Source organism: Actinoallomurus soli, from assembly GCF_024055715.1.
Taxonomy (GTDB): Bacteria; Actinomycetota; Actinomycetes; order Streptosporangiales; family Streptosporangiaceae; genus Actinoallomurus; species Actinoallomurus soli.
Window position 1 is genome coordinate 50,795 of the sequence record NZ_JAMXMV010000035.1, and the last position, 17,265, is coordinate 68,059.

Annotated in this window: 16 protein-coding genes; 12 read left to right on the plus strand and 4 right to left on the minus strand. The window is 72.2% G+C overall.

Going from position 1 to position 17,265, the window contains the following annotated elements; genetic code table 11:
• Positions 1–93 precede the first annotated feature (93 nt).
• Positions 94–1,470, minus strand: coding sequence for a KamA family radical SAM protein (locus NDW01_RS40425; protein ID WP_252829832.1), 1,377 nt, complete (start codon positions 1,468–1,470; stop codon positions 94–96).
• Between the two features lie 397 nt (positions 1,471–1,867).
• On the opposite strand from NDW01_RS40425, the gene NDW01_RS40430 reads away from it, so the two are divergent.
• The 7 genes from NDW01_RS40430 to NDW01_RS40460 all read left to right on the plus strand — a co-directional run bounded on the left by NDW01_RS40430 (position 1,868) and on the right by NDW01_RS40460 (position 6,880).
• The gene (locus tag NDW01_RS40430; RefSeq protein ID WP_252829833.1) at positions 1,868–3,010 is read left to right on the plus strand and encodes a glycoside hydrolase family 18 protein; all 1,143 of its coding nucleotides are present in this window, start codon (positions 1,868–1,870) and stop codon (positions 3,008–3,010) included.
• A 79-nt stretch (positions 3,011–3,089) separates the two neighbouring features.
• A complete protein-coding gene (locus NDW01_RS40435; RefSeq protein ID WP_252829834.1) occupies positions 3,090–3,851 on the plus strand; it encodes a DUF998 domain-containing protein in 762 nt (253 codons plus the stop codon).
• Entirely contained in the window at positions 3,848–4,696 is an 849-nt protein-coding gene (locus NDW01_RS40440) for an alpha/beta fold hydrolase (protein ID WP_252829835.1), read from the plus strand. Before NDW01_RS40435 ends, NDW01_RS40440 begins: the two co-directional genes overlap by 4 nt.
• Positions 4,693–5,055 carry a hypothetical protein gene (locus tag NDW01_RS40445; protein ID WP_252829836.1) on the plus strand — a complete coding sequence of 121 codons (363 nt, stop codon included), beginning with the start codon at positions 4,693–4,695 and terminating at the stop codon, positions 5,053–5,055. The genes NDW01_RS40440 and NDW01_RS40445 overlap by 4 nt, the downstream gene beginning before the upstream one ends.
• 89 nt (positions 5,056–5,144) lie before the next feature.
• Complete coding sequence (gene plsX / locus NDW01_RS40450; RefSeq protein WP_308211876.1) at positions 5,145–6,197, plus strand: phosphate acyltransferase PlsX; 1,053 nt, start codon at positions 5,145–5,147, stop codon at positions 6,195–6,197.
• 57 nt (positions 6,198–6,254) lie between these two features.
• Entirely contained in the window at positions 6,255–6,491 is a 237-nt protein-coding gene (locus NDW01_RS40455) for a hypothetical protein (protein WP_252777980.1), read from the plus strand.
• The gene (locus tag NDW01_RS40460) at positions 6,488–6,880 is read left to right on the plus strand and encodes a type II toxin-antitoxin system VapC family toxin (protein ID WP_252829837.1); all 393 of its coding nucleotides are present in this window, start codon (positions 6,488–6,490) and stop codon (positions 6,878–6,880) included. Before NDW01_RS40455 ends, NDW01_RS40460 begins: the two co-directional genes overlap by 4 nt.
• A gap of 134 nt (positions 6,881–7,014) precedes the next feature.
• Here the strand turns inward: NDW01_RS40460 and NDW01_RS40465 are convergent, their stop codons facing one another.
• Positions 7,015–8,061: an NAD(P)-dependent alcohol dehydrogenase gene (locus NDW01_RS40465; protein WP_252829838.1), complete on the minus strand. Its 1,047-nt coding sequence runs from the start codon at positions 8,059–8,061 to the stop codon at positions 7,015–7,017.
• A 127-nt stretch (positions 8,062–8,188) separates the two neighbouring features.
• Here NDW01_RS40465 and NDW01_RS40470 point away from each other — a divergent pair, with 127 nt between their 5' ends.
• The gene (locus NDW01_RS40470; RefSeq protein WP_252829839.1) at positions 8,189–9,016 is read left to right on the plus strand and encodes a helix-turn-helix transcriptional regulator; all 828 of its coding nucleotides are present in this window, start codon (positions 8,189–8,191) and stop codon (positions 9,014–9,016) included.
• Positions 9,017–9,501: 485 nt separating this feature from the next.
• On the opposite strand, the gene NDW01_RS40475 is transcribed toward NDW01_RS40470, so the two are convergent.
• Positions 9,502–10,473: a hypothetical protein gene (locus NDW01_RS40475; protein WP_252829840.1), complete on the minus strand. Its 972-nt coding sequence runs from the start codon at positions 10,471–10,473 to the stop codon at positions 9,502–9,504.
• 167 nt (positions 10,474–10,640) lie between these two features.
• Between NDW01_RS40475 and NDW01_RS40480 the strand changes: the two genes are divergently transcribed.
• From NDW01_RS40480 to NDW01_RS40495, 4 genes are all read left to right on the plus strand, one after another.
• A complete protein-coding gene (locus NDW01_RS40480) occupies positions 10,641–11,792 on the plus strand; it encodes a saccharopine dehydrogenase family protein (RefSeq protein WP_252829841.1) in 1,152 nt (383 codons plus the stop codon).
• A 194-nt stretch (positions 11,793–11,986) separates the two neighbouring features.
• Entirely contained in the window at positions 11,987–13,723 is a 1,737-nt protein-coding gene (gene argS / locus NDW01_RS40485; protein ID WP_252829842.1) for an arginine--tRNA ligase, read from the plus strand.
• 97 nt (positions 13,724–13,820) lie between these two features.
• Positions 13,821–15,425, plus strand: a complete 1,605-nt coding sequence (locus tag NDW01_RS40490; RefSeq protein ID WP_252829843.1) for a hypothetical protein — start codon at positions 13,821–13,823, stop codon at positions 15,423–15,425.
• 51 nt (positions 15,426–15,476) lie between these two features.
• The gene (locus NDW01_RS40495) at positions 15,477–16,958 is read left to right on the plus strand and encodes a glutamate--cysteine ligase family protein (RefSeq protein ID WP_252829844.1); all 1,482 of its coding nucleotides are present in this window, start codon (positions 15,477–15,479) and stop codon (positions 16,956–16,958) included.
• Here the strand turns inward: NDW01_RS40495 and NDW01_RS40500 are convergent.
• Positions 16,959–17,265: DUF2630 family protein (locus NDW01_RS40500; protein WP_308211875.1), on the minus strand; the 307-nt coding region annotated here is incomplete at its 5' end.

Genomic DNA, 17,265 nt, shown 5'->3' on the forward strand with positions numbered 1-17,265 from the left:
CGCCGCCGCGCGTTCGTTCGTGGGGCCGTACCAGGGGTACGGCCCCACGATCACTGTCGGCGGGCTAGCGGGAGGGCCATGCGATCGGGCCGGTCACAGGGACGGACCCGCGGCGACGATGTCGTGCGCCGTCACGTCCCCGCCCGGCACGACCCCCTCGAACGGGAACCGGTCGCCGAAGGCCGGCCGCAGGTCGGTCAGCCACACGGCCTCCGGGTCGTACTTGGCGAAGAACGGCCGGTTCACCAGCTCCGGGTCGCGGCACTGGATGAAGTGGAGGGCGAACAGCTTCTCCCCGCCGATCTCGACCACCCCGTCGACGCACACCTTGCCGGGCGTCGCGGACATGGACGGCCCGCGGACGGTGCGGCAGAGCCCCGAGGTGTTCTTGTAGGCGTCGCGGAAGATCTCATACGCCCGGGCGAGGGGCACGGCGAAGTAGTCCTGTGGCCCGGTGTCACGTTCCACGAACATGTAGTAGGGGACCATGCCCATCCGCAGCTGTCGCCGCCACATGGTCTCCCAGGTCAGCGGCGTGTCGTTGATCGTGCGGATGAGCGGGGCCTGGGTGCGGATGACCGCGCCGGTGCCGCGGATGCGGCGGGTCGCCTCCGACACCAGGTGCGGTTCGAGCTCGCGCGGGTGCGTGAAGTGGGCCATGAACGCGAGGTTCTTTCCCGAGTTGACGACCTTCTCGAACAGACGGAGCGTGTCGTCGGCGTCGGGGTCGGTGACCCAGCGCTGCGGCCAGTAGGCCAGGGCCTTGCTGCCGATCCGGATCGACTCGAGCTGCTCGAGGTCCAGCAGCGGCTCGATGTAGCGGCGAAGGACGGTCTCGCCCATGATCATCGGGTCGCCGCCCGTGAACAGGACGCTGGTGACCTCCGGGTGGGCGAGCAGGTAGCGCTTGAGCCGGTCGACGTCGTCGCCCGCCATCTTCAGGTCGGGCTCGCCGACGAACTGCGCCCACCGGAAGCAGTAGGTGCAGTAGGCGTGGCACGTCTGGCCCTGCTTGGGGAAGAACAGCACGGTCTCGGGGTACTTGTGCTGCACCCCGGGCATCGGCTCCTCTTCGAGGGTCGGGATGTTGAGCTGCAGCTGTCCCGCCGGATGCGGGTTGAGCTTGAGCCGGACCTCGTGGGCGGCGGCGTTCACCTCGGCGCGAGGCGCTCCCCGACGCAGCAGGTCGGAGATGCGAGCGACGTCCTCCGCGGGGAGCATGTCCTCCTGCGGGAAGACGAGCCGGTAGATCGGGTCGTCCGGGGCGGCGGACCAGTCGATCAGCTCGTCGACGACGTAGCTGTTGGTGCGGAACGGCAGCACCGTAGCGACCGCCTGGATCGCCAGGCGTTGCTCGGCGGTCAGCCCGGCGCGAGCTGTGAGCTCGTCCAGATGCTTCGCCGTGAAGGCGCGGAACCTGCGGCCGGTGGTGTTCACCGCGGCCGGCGCCGCGTCATTGACCAAGGTCACGTTGACGTTACTCCTCCGAGTCGACGGGAAACGCGCAGGCGGCCGCGCGGACCGGGCTCTCAGGGGCCCCTCCGCAGGCGGCTCGCCGTCCGGGATCTCCTCCTTAACCGTCGGACCACGACGTCATCGCGTCGCAGCGATGCCACGCTCCCCAGCGCTATTGAACCTGTTGAGCCCCGTTTCTTACGAATTGGATACCCGCAGACAGGCTTATCGATACGCAGGCGCGGGGCCCTAAATGATCAACGATCGACGGTCCGCGGAAGTGTCGGACCGACACGCGGGCCCGGATCGTGATCTTGTCCGAGGGCTGCGCCATACTTCCGGTTGACGGATCCCAGACGCGACAGTGGTCACCGCGGTCAGCGATGTCCCTGCCGCCCCACGAGGAGAGGCCGTGGGCAGACACCGCAAGCGCCGCGCGGCACCCCGGCTGAGCCGCAGGATCGCGCTGCTCTCGGCCGGTCTGCTCATTCCCTGTACGGGCGGTGCCGCCGTCCTGGCGGCGACGACCCACCTGGACGAGCACGCGGCCCCGTCGGCCCGCTCGCGCACCGCCTCCCGGCCCGACGCCGCCATCACGGAAATGCCCGGGACCCGCTCGCGCCCGGCCGGCACCCACCCGGCGCCCACCGTCTCCAGCACCACCGCGGCCCCGGAGCCGAGCGCCTCGGCGGCCCCGGCCGCCGACGTTCCCTTCGCGCCGTACGCCGACGTGCTGACCTGGCCGCCGCTGGACTTCGCCAAGACCGCGGCGCGGACGGGAGTGAAGACCTACACGCTCGGGTTCGTCGCGGCCGGCGACGGGTGCACGGCGACCTGGGGCGGCCTGACGCCGCTCGGCGACGCGGTCGTCCGCAAGCAGATCAAGAAGGTCCCCGGCGACACCATCGTCTCCCTCGGCGGCCCGCGCGCCACCGAGCTCGCCCACGCCTGCACGGACGTCGACGAGCTGACCACGGCCTACCGCTCCGTCCTGACCACCACCGGAACCGAGCAGATCGACGTCTACCTCACCGACACGGCGCTGGCCGACGACGCGGCGGCCGGCCGCCGCGCCGAGGCACTGGCCCGGCTGAGCCACGACCGGCCCGGCCTGCGCGTGTCGTTCACCCTTCCGCTGCACCGGACCGGCCTCACCGCCGACGCGCTCGGGACGCTACGGACGGCGACGGCGGCGGGCGTCGACGTCTCGATCGTCGATCTCCTTCCCTCGGAGACGACCGGATCGGGTGTGCAGGCCGCCGCGACCGCCGCCCACGGCCAGCTCCAGCGGCTGTACCACCAGGACGCGGACACGGTGTGGCGGCGGATGGGCGTCGCACCCGTCATCGGCGTCACGGGCACCGGCGCCGGATTCCAGCCCGACGACGCCCGGCAGATCCGCACCTGGGCCGTCACCCGTCACCTGGGCCGGCTGTCGATGTGGTCGATCACCCGGGACACGCCGTGCACCGCCGACACCACCGCGCAGAACGACACGTGCAGCGGGCTCGACGAGGACGCCGGGGTCTTCTCCAGAATCCTGCAAGGATCGTAAGAATCCGCAGGTTAGCCGCTTAGGTCCGCCGCCGCGGGGTAGTCCCAGGGACCCGCATCGGGCACCTAGATTGGAACCTGTGACTTCGGCGAGACCTGCACGAGATCCGGCGACGCTTCCCGCGTGCCTGCCGGTCCTCGCCGCCATCGCGGGCGTCGTCTACAGCTCCTGGGTCCTGCAGTTCGTGATCAACCCGAAGCTGGACCCGGTCAACGGCTACGTCAGCGAGCTGTCCGCCACCGACCAGCCGTACCACGGCTTCTTCTCCGGCTGCGACTTCTTCTCGGGCACCCTGTCGATCGTCGTCGCGGCCATCGTGCTGCGCCGGCTCCGTCCCGGCGGCTGGGCGCTCGTCGGCTGGCTCTCCCTGCTGCTGTTCGGCGTCTTCTCGATCGGCGACTCGCTGTTCGCCATGGACTGCGCGCCCAACTCCGACCCGACCTGTGCGCTGCGCGAGCGGGCCGGGACGGTGTCGTTCGCCCATGAATTCCACTCGGTGACCAGCACGCTCGTCGTCACCAGCGGCATCGTCAGCCTCATCGCCCTGACGATCGCCGCACGCCGGTACGGCCGCTGGCCGGTTCTCGCGCGCTGGAGCTGGCCCGTCATGGTCGTGGAGACGAGCACGACGCTGGGCACGCTGCCCCTGATGTACTTCGGCCTGATGCTGGGCGTCATGGAGCGCGTGCAGGTGACGGTGATCTCGGTCTGGCTGATCGTCATCGCCGTCGAGCTGTACACCGGCCGGCGGCGCGCCCTCGCCGCCGGACCTCCCGCCCTCCACCCGGACGCGCGGCCCGACGGCCGGAGCACGGAGCGGGAGAAGGCCACGACCCCGTGAACGACCGCCTGCCCGGCGACCTCATGACCATCGGCGGAGACCGCCTGCACGTCGTCACGGAGGGCACGGGATCGCCTCCGGTGCTGCTCAGCGCGGGTCTGGGCGGTGCCTGGTTCGACTGGATCCCGGTCGTCTCCCGGCTGCGCGACGAGCACCGGGTGGTCGTCTTCGACCGGCCCGGCCTCGGCGGCAGTCCGCCCGTACGCGGCGCGGCGACCCTGCGCGCGGAGGCCGACCGGCTGGCCGCACTGGCCCGGTGGGCCGGAGCCCCGGTGATCCTCGTCGCGCACTCGTTCGCCGGTTTCCACGCCGAGGCGTTCGCCCGGCTCCACCCGGAACTGGCCGGCGGCATGGTGCTGGTCGACCCCAGCGCGGAGCCGCGCACGCCGCGGTACTCCCGTCCGCTCACCCGCCTCGTGCCCCTCGCGCGCCTCGCCGGCACGGTCGCCGGCACGACCGGCTTCACCCGGCTGGCCGGCCCGGCCGCGTACGGCCTGGCGATGCGGCTGATGACCGCGCGCGGCAACGTCGCGCCGCCGGAGTACGTCCGGGAGGTCTGCACGCGCGGGCACGTCCTCGGCACCCTTCTCGCCGAGGACGCCGTGTACCGCCAGATGGCCGCGGACCTGCTCACGCTGCGCCGCCACCGGCCCTTCCCCGGCATCCCGCTGCGGGTGATCACCGCCCTGGGCGACGTGCGCGGCGACGGGGAGGCGTGGCGGCGCGCGCACGCCGGCCTCGCGGCGCTCAGCCCGCGCGGACGGCAGGTGGTCCTGCCCGACGTCGGGCACCTCGTCCAGATCGACCGGCCCGAGGCCGTGGCGCGGGCGGTGCGCGAGCTGTGAAGGCCGTCGTCCTCGCCCTCATCCTGCTGCTCCTGGTCGCGGCGTGCGAGAACCCCGTCCGCAAGGTCTCGGAGAGCTCGCTGCGCAACGCGACCGCCTATGGCGCGCGCGACGAGCTGCGCGACCTCGGGTACACGATCCGCGCGGGAATGCGCTGCCGTACGCTGTCGGCGGACACGCTGTCGGTCGTCCGGGTGCAGTGCGTCGGCCGGACCGACCGCGACGAGCCCGTCCGGGTCGACGCCGTCGCCTACCGGGCGAACTCCCCGCATCCCCTCCAGGAGTACGTGATCACGGTGAGCGGCCGCGAGGTCGTACGCAGGCCCTGCCTCGGCCAGGGCTGCCAGGACTCAGAGTGACCGGCCCGGTCGAGGGCCACGCCGTTAGGCGGCCGGACGCGCGCGGCGGGCGGCGGCCCGACGAGCGCGCCGAGGGCCCGCGGGTCGCGGTGGACGCGATGGGCGGCGACGAGGCCCCCGAGCAGGTGGTGGCCGGCGCCGTGGCCGCGGCCCGCGAGCACGGCGTCCGCGTCGTCCTGGTCGGCCACGCCCGCCGCGTCCGTGACCTGCTCCGCGAGCACGACGCGCTCGGCGAGATCCCGCTCGTGCACGCCGAGGACGCCCTCGCCATGGACGAGGGCGCGCTGGCCGGGTGGCGGCGGCCGCGCTCGTCCGTCGCGATCGCCTGCCACCTGATCCGGCGCGGGCACGCGGCGGCGCTCGTGTCGGCCGGATCGACCGGCGGCGTGGTGGCGACCTCCCGGCTCCGCCTGCGCGGCCAGCCGGGGGTGATGCGGCCCGCGCTCGCCGTCGTCCTGCCCACCCGCCCGCGCCCGACGGTGCTCCTCGACGCCGGCGCGACCGCCGACGCCAAGCCCGAGATGCTCGTCCAGTTCGCCACGCTCGGCACCGCGTACGCCCGCATCCGGCTCGGCATCGCCTCGCCGCGGGTGGGGCTGCTGACGATCGGCGAGGAGGCCGGCAAGGGCAACAAGCTGACCCGGCGCGCCCACGAGCTGCTGTCCGGGGACCTGCCGGGCGTCGACTTCATCGGCAACATCGAGGGCGGCGACCTGCTGGCCGGCGCGGTCGACGTGGTCGTCACGGACGGGTTCACCGGCAACGTCGCGCTCAAGACCGTCGAGGGCGCCGTACGGCTGGCGGTCACGGAGATGCGCGCCGCGATCGGCTCCGGCCTGCTCGCCCGCGCCGCCACGCTGCTGCAGCGCCGGCAACTGCGCCGTCTGCGGGACCGGCTGGACCCGGAGACGCACGGCGGCGGCGTCCTCCTCGGCCTGAACGGCACCGTCGTCATCGCCCACGGCGCCTCCCGCGCCCCCGCGATCGCCTCGGCCTGCGTCCTCGCCCGCGACCTGGCGGCCGGCCGCATCGTCGAGCAGATCGGCGAGGGCCTCGCCGCCACCCGCCAGAACCGCTTCTCCCGCCGCAATCACGGCGAACCGGACACAGCGGCGCCGCCTCCGGATCATCCCGAACCCTGACGCGATCATTAAGCAGATACCACGCGAACGTAAGACGTAATGTCTTACACTCGTCTTGTGGCAGACACGATCACCATCCGTACCGACTCGGAGACTGAGCACGCCCTCGAGGTTCTCACCAGGGACGGCGGCTCACGCTCGGCCGCGATTCGCCATGCGGTACTTGAGACCGCCATGCGGAAGGAACGCGCAGCAGAGATGCGCCGCGCCGTTCTCCGGATGCCTCTGGGCGAACCGGACGGTGTCGACATCGCGGCAGAACTCGCCGCCGCTCGCGACGAAGAGCGCGGATGATCTACCTCGACTCCGCAGCGGTCGTAAAACTCGTTCATGCGGAGGCGGAGTCCCAGGCACTTCGCGATTGGCTGGACGCCCGCGCCGACACCGGCTGGATCAGCTCCGCGCTGCTGGAAATCGAATCGTTCCGCGCTCTGGCGCGGTACGCACCGGAGGCGGCGGCGCGTCTGCATCCGGTACTCGACCTCATCGAGGTGGTCGAACTCCAGCCGAGTATCCGCATCCTCGCGCAGACGATCCGACCTGTCACCGTTCGAAGCGTTGACGCCATCCACCTCGCCACCGCCCTGCGAATCCGAACACAACTGACCTCGTTCGTCACGTACGACAAGCGATTGGCGGAAGCCGCCGCAGGTGTCGGGCTCGTCGTCGACATGCCCGCTTGACGGGCGGTCGGCCTCGCCGCCACCCGCCAGAACCGCTTCTCCCGCCGCAATCACGGCGAACCTGACACAGCGGTGCCTGCTCCTGATCACCCCGAGCCCTGACGCGCCGCCCACCCGGACACCGGTGGTCGTCGTCAGGACATGAGGTCGAGGACGAACCGGTACTTGACGTCGCCCGCGGCCAGCCGGTCCAGTGCCGTGTTGACCTCCGCCACGGGCAGCACCTCGACGGTCGCGGTCACATCGTGGGCGGCGCAGAAGTCGAGCATCTCCCGGGTGTCGGCGATGCCGCCGCTGCCCGCGCCCGCCAGCCGTTTGCGTCCGAACCGCAGGGCCTGAGGCGTGAAGGACAGCTCCGGCACGATGCCGAGCGTGCACAGGGTCCGGTCGAAGCGGAGCGCCGTCAGGTAGGGCGAGAGGTCGTGCGCTCGGGGCACGGTGTCGAGGATGAAGTCGAACCGCCCGCGCTGCGCGGCCATGGCCTCGGCGTCGGTCGACATCACCACGTCGTCGGCGCCGAGCTCCCGCATGTCCTTCGCCTTGGCGGGTGAGGTGGTGAAGCCCACGACCTCGGCGCCGAGCGCCTTGGCCAGCTTCACCGCCACGTGCCCGAGCCCGCCGAGGCCGATGACGCCGACCGTCTGCCCCGGGCCGACCTCCCACCGCCGCAGCGGCACCCAGGTGGTGATCCCCGCACACATCAGCGGCGCGGCCCCGGCCGGGTCGAGCCCCTCGGGACGCCGGTAGACGAACGCCTGGTCGGCCACGTACTCGTCGCTGAATCCGCCCTGGGACAGGGAGCCGTCGTGCCGGTCGCGCCCCGCGTAGGTCAGGGTCGGGAACTCCGCGCAGAACTCCTGATCACCGCTGCGGCAGGCCTCGCACACCCCGCACGAATCGACGATGTTCCCCACGCAGACCGGATCGCCGGCCCGGAGGCCGGTGACCGCACCGCCGACGGCCACCACCTCACCCACGATCTCGTGGCCCGGCACCAGCGGGAAGATGTCCGGCCGCTCGTGTCCCGGTTCGGGCCGCACGTGGTCCAGGTCGGTGAAGCACACCCCCGCGTGCGTCACCCGCAGCGCGACGTCGGTGGGGCGCAGGTCACGGCGCTCGAAGCGCCAGGGCGCCAACGCCGACCCGGGTGCCGGGGCGGCCCAGCCGGTGACCGTTCGCATGGTGGATCTCCTCTCGTCCACGACACCGCCATGCTGTCGCCGGACCACGCCGCCCCACCATCGGTGGCCGATGACTGGGAATCACAGGGCCACCCTCGTACCGGACGGCCGACCATAGCCTGAGGCCATGGACAACGCCGCTCTCGCCGAGTTCCTCCGGGCCCGCCGCGCCTTGGTCCGTCCCGAAGACGTGGGCTTCGACGACGCCGCCGGCGACGCCCGCCGCCGCGTGACGGGGCTGCGGCGCGAGGAACTGGCCCTCCTGGCCGGAGTGAGCGCGGACTACTACGTGCGCCTGGAGCAGGGACGCGGCCACCGCCCCTCGGAGAGCGTCCTGGAGTCGCTGGCCCGGGCGCTGCGACTGGACGAGGAACTGACCGAGCACCTGTACGCCCTGGCCCGCCCGGCACCGACCGCCACGCGCACCCGCGAGCGGGTGTCGGACACCGTGCAGGAACTGCTGGACGCCTGGACGACGACACCGGCCACGGTGACCAGCCGCCGGATGAACGTCGTCGGGTCGAACGCCCTGGCGTGCGAGCTGGCCCCCTGCTACGTGCCCGGGACGAACCTGCTGCGGGCGGTGTTCCTCGACCCCGCGACACGGGAGACCCATGTGGACTGGAACGGGGTGGCGGCGGACACGGTCGCCAACTTCCGGGCCCGGATCGGAACCGAGCGGGACGATCCCGAGCTGACCGGACTCATCGGTGAACTGTCGCTGCACAGCCAGGAGTTCCGGGAACTGTGGGCCCGCCACGACGTCCGCACCACCACGGCGGGCGCCAAGAGGTTCCGGCACCCGGAGCTGGGCGTGATCAGCCTCCGCTTCCACGCGATGCCATTGGAGGACGGCCAGGTCCTCACCGTCCTCCACGCCCGGCCCGGCTCACCGGACGAGCAGTCCCTGGCCCTGCTCGCCACGATGATCGCGACCCGGCGCCGCGGTCGCTGATGCCGTCGTGGGGCCGGTGAGCACGCAGTCCAGGTTCTCACCGAGGGCGGCGGCGCCCGCTCGGCCGCGATCGGCACTGCGGTGCTCGAAGCAGCCGAGCGAAAGGAGCGTGCAGCGGTGATGCGCCGCTCCGTCCTTCGCGGGCTGGCAGCCGCCCGCCACGAAAGGGCTCTGACGACGGTCCACCCCGGCGGAGCCAATGAGGATCCGCCGAGCCGCACGCCGGTCGGCATCTGCTTCGCCGTCGTTGCTGCCACTCTGCCGCCGCTGCGGCCTACGTTCGGTCGTTGTTGCGTCTTTCGTTCCGTCAACAACGACGGCAAGCCCTGGCCCGATGCACAGGTTGCACCTAGCAGACGATGTCTGAGCCGGCCGTCCAGAGGCGTGGCCAGGATGCTCGGTGATGCCTGCGGCTATAGGCCGCTTTCGGGCGGTTGATCCGCTCGCGCGTGGTCCCTTCGTACGCTGCCGGATCGTCGAGGCGGTCACGTAACGGTGGCGTGGTCGACGGTGATCCCCGGCGGGACGGCTGCCGCCAGACGTGCCGGGTCGACGTGCGTTCCGGTGAGCCTGCGTCGTACCTCCGGTTCCACGAGCGCCGCCGCGGCGGTGGTCCGGATGGTCAGTTCGGTGCCGCCCGCTGCCGCGCCCAGTCCGATGGCCTGGATCTCGTCCCAGGCCAGGAACTCCTCCCCGAACCGGAGCCCCGCCCCGTCCGCCAGGAGGGCCGCTCGCGGGATGAGCTGTTCGGCCAGGATCAGGCACGCCCCGATGAGCATCACGCCCAGCGGAATCAAAGCGCGGGAATCCTGTTCGAGGGCGACCACGGCCCAGACCGTCCCGATCACGCCGTTCCAGGCCACCAGGAAGGCCGCGATCGGCACCACCGACCGGAACGGCGCCCGTACGGCGTAGGGTTCCGCGTCTGCGTTCCGCACCTCGACGACCGGCGCCGACGTCAGATTCCGCAACCGGTCGGCCAATCCGTCCGCCTGCGTCCCCCCGCAGACCGTCTCGTAGGCGAACGCGAACGGTCGATTCCGGTCTGGGACCCGCAGGCGCGGGACCGGTGCGATCCGGCGCATCAGCTCCGCCGGCCAGATCCAGGGACGGCGGGGAGGCACGTCATCCGGCTCGGTGCGGATCCCGACCGTGACCTTGCCGCCGGTCCCGCCGAAGACGACGAATCCCGTGATCCGGTCCCAGCTCAGGCCGCTGCGACCGCCGCGGCTCAGAATCGAGACGCCGTCGCGGCCGGCCGTGAGGACCTTCTGCGGGTAGAGCACGAAGGCCGAGATCATGACGATCCAGACCGGAACGATCTTCAGCGCATCCGGTCCGTTGATGATCACGGCCAAGCCGATCACTCCGGCGAAGCCGAGCGTGTACCCGGCGAGTTGCAGCGGCCGGTCCGGCGAAAAACCGAATCCCCGTCTACGCAGTACGACCTCGTCCACCGTGAGCCTCCTACGGGCGAAGCGACCGCCCGCCCCACAGGACGCCTCCGGCGGCGGGGCGGTTGTCAGCCCGTCTTGGTGCGACGTGTGCCACAGTCGGGGCAGGGTGCTTTCCCACGTCCGGCGCACGCGGTAAGCAAGCAGGTACGTGCGACCGAGGGAGGCCCATGGATCGGCCCTTTGACATCGTGTTGTTCGGCGCGACCGGGTTCACCGGCGCCCTCACCGCCGAGTACCTCGCGGCGCACGGGTCCGGGACGTGGGCGGTGGCCGGGCGGAACACCGCGAAGCTGGAGGCGCTGCGCGACCGCCTCGGCGTGGATCTGCCGCTGCTGCGCGCGGACGTCACCGACCGGGCCTCGCTGCGGGAGATCGCCGAGTCCGCCCGGGTGGTGATCAGCACGGTCGGCCCGTACGTGACCTACGGCGAGCCGCTGGTGGCCGCGTGCGCCGAGGCCGGCACCGACTACGTCGACCTCACCGGGGAGTCGGAGTTCGTCGACCTGATGTACCTGAAGTACCACGCGCGGGCGGCCGAGACCGGGGCGCGGCTCGTGCACGCGTGCGGGTTCGACTCGGTGCCGCACGACCTCGGCGTCTACTTCACGGTGCGGCGGCTGCCCGAGGGCGTCCCGCTGAGCGTGCGCGGGTACGTCCGGGTCGGCGGCGCGCCGTCGGGCGGAACCGTCCACTCCGCGATCACCGTGATGGCCCGCATGCGTGAGGCGGCCGAGGTTCACCGCAGACGGCGAGCGGCGGAGCCGCCCGTGCCGGGCCGCCGGATCCGCGCCGTTCAGGGGCGTCCGCACCGCATCGCCGGGCTCGGCGCCTGGGCGTTGCCGTTGCCGACCATCGACCCCGACGTGGTCCGGCGCTCCGCGGCCGCCCTCGACCGCTACGGGCCCGACTTCTCCTACGGCCACTTCGCCGCCGTACGGCACCTGGCCTCCGCCGCCGGCGTGGCCGCCGGGGCGGCCGGGTTGGTGGCGGCCGCCCGGATCGGGCCCGTACGGGACCGGCTGCTCGACCGCTTCACGCCCGGCACCGGACCGTCGGCGGAGCGGCGGGCCAGGAGCTGGTTCAGTGTGCACTTCGCCGGGGAGGGCGGCGGCCGTAAGGTCGTGACCAAGGTCTCCGGCGGCGATCCCGGCTACGGGGAGACCGCCAAGATGCTGGCCGAGTCCGCGCTGTGCCTGGCCTTCGACGACCTGCCCGAGACCGCCGGTCAGGTCACCACGGCCCAGGCGATGGGCGACGCCCTTCTCACCCGCCTGCAGCGCGCCGGGCTGGAGTTCACGGTCGTCGGCTCGACCGGCTGACGCGGGCCGGGCGGCGCCCATCCGGCGAAGGCCGACATGGCCCGGCTCGGCGGGCCGGCGCGGGCCCCGCGGCCGGGCCGGGCGGCGCGCCCGTACGGCGGAGGCGGATATTCGGATAGGGCTGTGGCCGGTCGCCGATAGGCTTTTAAGACGTCGCAGCCGCAGCTGCCGAACCGTACTTCACAAGGATCCCGATGTCCGACCCGCAGCACGTTCTCGCCGCCCGCGTCCAGGCCGCCCTCGGGGCGGCGTTCGGAGAGCCCGACGCCGACCCGGTGATCCGCCCGTCGCAGTTCGCCGACTTCCAGGCCAACGTCGCGCTTCCGCTCGCCAAGAAGCTCGGCCGCAAGCCGCGCGACATCGCCGCCGACCTCGTGGCGCATCTCGACGTGTCCGACGTGTGCTCGAAGGTCGAGATCAGCGGTCCGGGGTTCGTGAACCTGACGCTCAGCCCGGAGTGGATCGCCGGGCAGGCGCAGGCCATGCACGGTGACGAGCGGCTGGCGGTGGAGAAGACGGAGGCTCCGCAGACGACGGTCGTGGAGTACTCCTCGCCGAACATCGCCAAGGAGATGCACGTCGGTCACCTCCGGACCACGATCGTCGGGGACGCGCTCGCGCGGGTGCTGGAGTTCGTCGGTCACCACGTGATCCGGGACAACCACATCGGCGACTGGGGCACGCCGTACGGCATGCTGATCGAGTTGCTGCTCGAGGTCGGTGAGGGCTCGGCGGAGGCCAGGCTCCCGGAGACCGACCCGAACGCCTTCTACCAGATGGCGCGGCAGCGGTTCGACTCCGATGCCGCGTTCGCCCAGCGGTCCCGGGAGCGGGTCGTGAAGCTCCAGGCCCACGACCCGGACACGATCCGGCACTGGGAGCGGCTGGTCGAGCTGTCGAAGACCTACCTGCACACGGTCTACGGCCGGCTCGGCGTGACGCTCACCGACGAGGACATCCGGGGCGAGAGCTTCTACGACGACATGCTCGGCGTCACCGCCGACGAGCTGCGGGACAAGGGCGTCGCGGAGATCAGCGAGGGGGCGCTGTGCGTGTTCCCGCCCGGGTTCACCGGCCGGGAGGGCGACCCGCTGCCGGTGATCATTCGCAAGAGCGACGGCGGCTACAACTACTCCACCTCCGACCTGGCCACGATCCGGTACCGCGTCGACAAGCTGGACGTCGACCGGATGATCTACGTCGTCGGCGCACAGCAGGCGCTGCACTTCCAGATGGTCTTCGCCGTGGCCCGGATGGCGGGCTGGCTGCCGGAGAGCGTCAGCGCGGAGCACGCCCAGATCGGCAACGTCCTGGGCCCCGACGGGAAGATCTTCCGGACCCGGAGCGGCAAGCCGGTCAAGCTGACGGAGCTGCTGGACGAGGCCGTCGAGCGGGCCGGAGCGGCGTTCGACGAGGTGCCGCACGAGGAGGAGTTCGACGAGGAGACCCGGCGGCGGATCGTCGAGGCCGTCGGCATCGGCGCGGTCAAGTACGCCGACCTTTCGGTCGCCCGGGGCAGTGAGTACATCTTCGACTTCGACCGGATGATCTCCTTCCGGGGCAACACGGGGCCGTACCTCCAGTACGCCGCCGCGCGGATCCGGTCGATCTTCCGGAAGGGCGGGCTGACCCCGGAGGAGGCCGCGGGGCCGATCGTCCTCGACCACGAGGCGGAGCGGGCCCTCGCCCTGCACCTGCTGGGGTTCGGCACCGCGCTGCGGCAGACCGGTGAGACGACCGAGCCGCACCGGCTGTGCGCGTACCTGTTCGAGCTGGCCTCGGCGTACACCACGTTCTACGAGAACTGCCCGGTGCTGCGGGCACCGGACGAGGCCACCAAGGCGTCGCGGCTGGCGCTGTGCGCGCTGACCCTGCGCACGCTCAGCAAGGGCCTCGAACTGCTCGGCGTGGAGACCCCCGAGCGGATGTAGCGGTCCCCTCCACCCGCCCGCTCGTTCCCGAGGAACGGGCGGGCGGTGCCGTGCGTCGGACTTCGGGCGACAGGACATCGACGGCGCGGGAGGCGGCGTGAGCGACGACTGGTGGACCGACGCGCGGCAGGACCGGCAGATCCGCGGTCTGCGGGAGGAGGTCAGCGCGGCGTACGAGTACGCCGATCGCAACTCGCGGACGCTGCAGTCGAAGCTCACGGAGGTGCAGGGCACGCTGGAACGGCGGATCGACCGGCTGTCCCGGTCGTTCGACGCGTTCGTGGAGCTGTCGGACCTGCGGACGGAGATGGCGGTCTTCGACCGGGAGGCCGCCGTCCGCAAGGAGACGCGGCGGCTGCTGCGCTCGCTCGCCCGGGACGCCGCCGTCCGCAAGGAGACGCGGCGGCTGCTGCGCTCGCTCGCCCGGGACGCCGCCGGCCCGCCCCGCCTCGACCTGACCGACTGCCCCGGCTACTGGCTGGGGCCGGCCGCGGAGGCCCTGTCGGCGTTGCTCCGCGGGGACGCGGTGAGCGCGGAAACCCGCGCCGCCGAGGCGAGCCGGCGCGACGAGGCGCGGACCGCCCTGTTCCTGACGCTGGCGCTCGCGGTCGCGGGCCGGGACGCCGAGGCCGTGCCGTGGCTGGCGCGGACCCTGCCGCCCCTCGGCGAGACCGTCACCCACGTGCAGCGACGGCTGTGGGTCGCCTGCGCCGAGGGGGTCTTCGGCGAGCCGGGACGCTCCCACGTCGAACGCCGCCTCGCCGAGTTCGTCGAGGAACTTCCGGCCGCCGCCGCCACCGCGGAGGGCCGGGCGTGGGCCGAGAAGATCTCCTCCACGGGCGGGAGCGGGGAGACCTCCCGCCTGCCGCGGATCCTGCGGGACCAGCCGGCCCTGACCGCGCCCGCGGCGGACGCCGCGCGTCTCGCCCGCCTGCGGGCTCTGATCGAGGAGGCCCTTCCCGCGGCCGAGCCCCCGCCCCGCGGCGCGGATGACGCCGGTCCGTCGGAGTTCGCCAAGCTGCTGGTCACGCTCGTCGACGAGGGCAGCCCCGACGAGGCGCCGCTCATCGCCCGGGCCTGGGAGCTGCGGCAGATCATCGAGAACGGCGCCGCCGCACCGCCGAAGGCCTGGGACTCCCCGGGAGGAGCGACCCGGGCCCTGCTGCGCGGCGACATGTTCGACGGGAGATCACCGGCGCTGCGCCTGCTCGCCCTGCGCGCGGGGCGCCGCTGGATCGCCGAGGCGGCCGACGACCTGGCGGAGAAGGCGTCCCGTCCGCTCCCCGCGCGGATCCAGGTCCGGGTGCGCGGCTTCGGCCTGTCGATCGGTCCGGACGGTCCGGACTCGACGGCGAAGCCGGAGGCCGGGATCGACGCCCAGTACGCGACCGGATCGAGGACGGATTGGGCCGGTCTGGCGATGACCGGTGCCGGCGTCTCCGCCCTCATCGGGACGCTCGCCGCCGGGCTCGTCGGCCTGGCGATCGTCGCCGCCGTGGTCGCCGCGGGCGGCGCGATCCTGTGGATCATGCAGCGGCTCGCCCGTCGCACGGCCGCGCAGAACGCCGTACGGGAGAAGGACCGCCTGATCCGTGAGACGCGGCAGATCGCGGACGCCTTCCGGGAGCACCGGGCCCGCTATGAGACTCTCGCCACGTCGGTCGCGAAAGACCGGGACGCGATCCTTACCTTCCTCGGGTAGGGGTATGCCCTCCTTCGGGAACGGCCAGACGAACATTCCCGGAGGGTTGGCATGGGCAGGGATGTGGCGGCGGTCGCCATCACCAAAGAGGACCGGCGGCGCTACAGGGAGAAGGTCCGGCGTTGCCTGGAGGCCCTGTCGGCGATGCTGCGCGACGGCCGGTTCGAGGAGGACCGTGCCAGCATCGGGATGGAGGTCGAGCTCAACCTCGTCGACGAGACCGGTCTGCCCGCGATGCTGAACGCGGAGGTCCTGGAGTCGATCGCCGATCCGGGCTCGTGGGCGACCGAGCTCGCGCAGTTCAACATCGAGATCAACATGCCGCCCGGGTCGCTGGCCGCCAAGTCGCTCGCGATGCTCGAACAGAGCATCCGTGACAACCTCAACCACGCGGACGGGCGGGCGCGGGCGGTGGGCGCCGAACTGATGATGATCGGCATCCTGCCGACGCTCCGCGAGTCCGACGTCAGCGAGGCGACGCTGTCGACCAACCCGCGGTACCGGCTGCTCAACGAACAGGTCCTCGCGGCCCGCGGGGAGAACCTGCCGCTGGAGATCGAGGGCGTCGAACTGCTGCGGACCTCGTCGGACTGCATCGCGCCCGAGGCGGCGTGCACGAGCGTCCAGTTCCACCTGCAGGTACGCCCGGAGCACTTCGCGGCCTGCTGGAACGCCGCCCAGGCCATCGCCGGCGTGCAGGTCGCGGTCGGCGCGAACTCGCCGTACCTGTTCGGCAAGGAGCTGTGGCGCGAGACCCGGCTGCCGCTGTTCGAGCAGTCGACCGACACGCGGTCGGAGGAGCTGAAGGCCCAGGGCGTACGGCCCCGGGTGTGGTTCGGCGAACGCTGGATCGGCTCGGCGTACGACCTGTTCGAGGAGAACTCCCGCTACTTCTCCTCACTCCTGCCGATGTGCGAGGCCGAAGAGCCCCTGGAGGTCCTGGCCCGCGGCGAGACGCCCGAGCTGGCCGAGCTGTCGCTGCACAACGGCACGATCTACCGCTGGAACCGCCCGGTGTACGCCGTCGTCGACGGCCGCCCGCACCTGCGCGTGGAGAACCGGGTCCTGCCCGCCGGGCCGACCGTCGCGGACATCATGGCCAACGCCGCCTTCTACTACGGCCTGGTCCGGGCCCTGGCGGAGGAGGAGCGCCCGGTGTGGGAGCGGATGTCCTTCGCGGCCGCCGCCGACAACGCGCGCCGAGGTGCGAGGTTCGGCCTGGACGCCCGGGTCTACTGGCCCGGTGTGGGCGAGGTGCCGGTCACCGAGCTGGTGCTGGAGCACCTGCTGCCCCTCGCCGTCACCGGCCTCGACGGGTGGGGCGTCGACACGGTCGTCCGGGACCGGCTGCTCGGCATCATCGAGCAGCGCTGCGTCACCGGCCGGAACGGCGCGACCTGGCAGGTCGCGTCCGTCCGCGCGGCGAGCGCGGCCGGCGCGGACCGCGCGGAGGCGCTCCGGCTGATGACGCGCCGCTACGTCGAGCACATGCACACGAACGCGCCCGTGCACACCTGGCCGGTCGGTGACTGACTACTGGAGGTAGCCCTCGACCTCGCCGGTCGGCCGGGACTGGGCGCCGTCGGGGTCGTCCCCGGCGTTCCGCCGCGCCCTGCGCTGGCGCAGGAGGTCCCAGCACTGGTCGAGCTGCTCTTCGACCGTGCGCAGCCGCTGGTGCTCTTCGTCGGCGGTCAGGTCTCCCTTCTGCAGCCGTTCGCGGAGCGTGTGCTCCTCTTCCACCAGGTCGTTGATATGACCGAGGATCTCGTTGTCCTTCATCCCTGAATCACCTCTCGACGACAGTCTGGCAGCCTCGAACAGCGGGGGCGGCCCCCCGGAC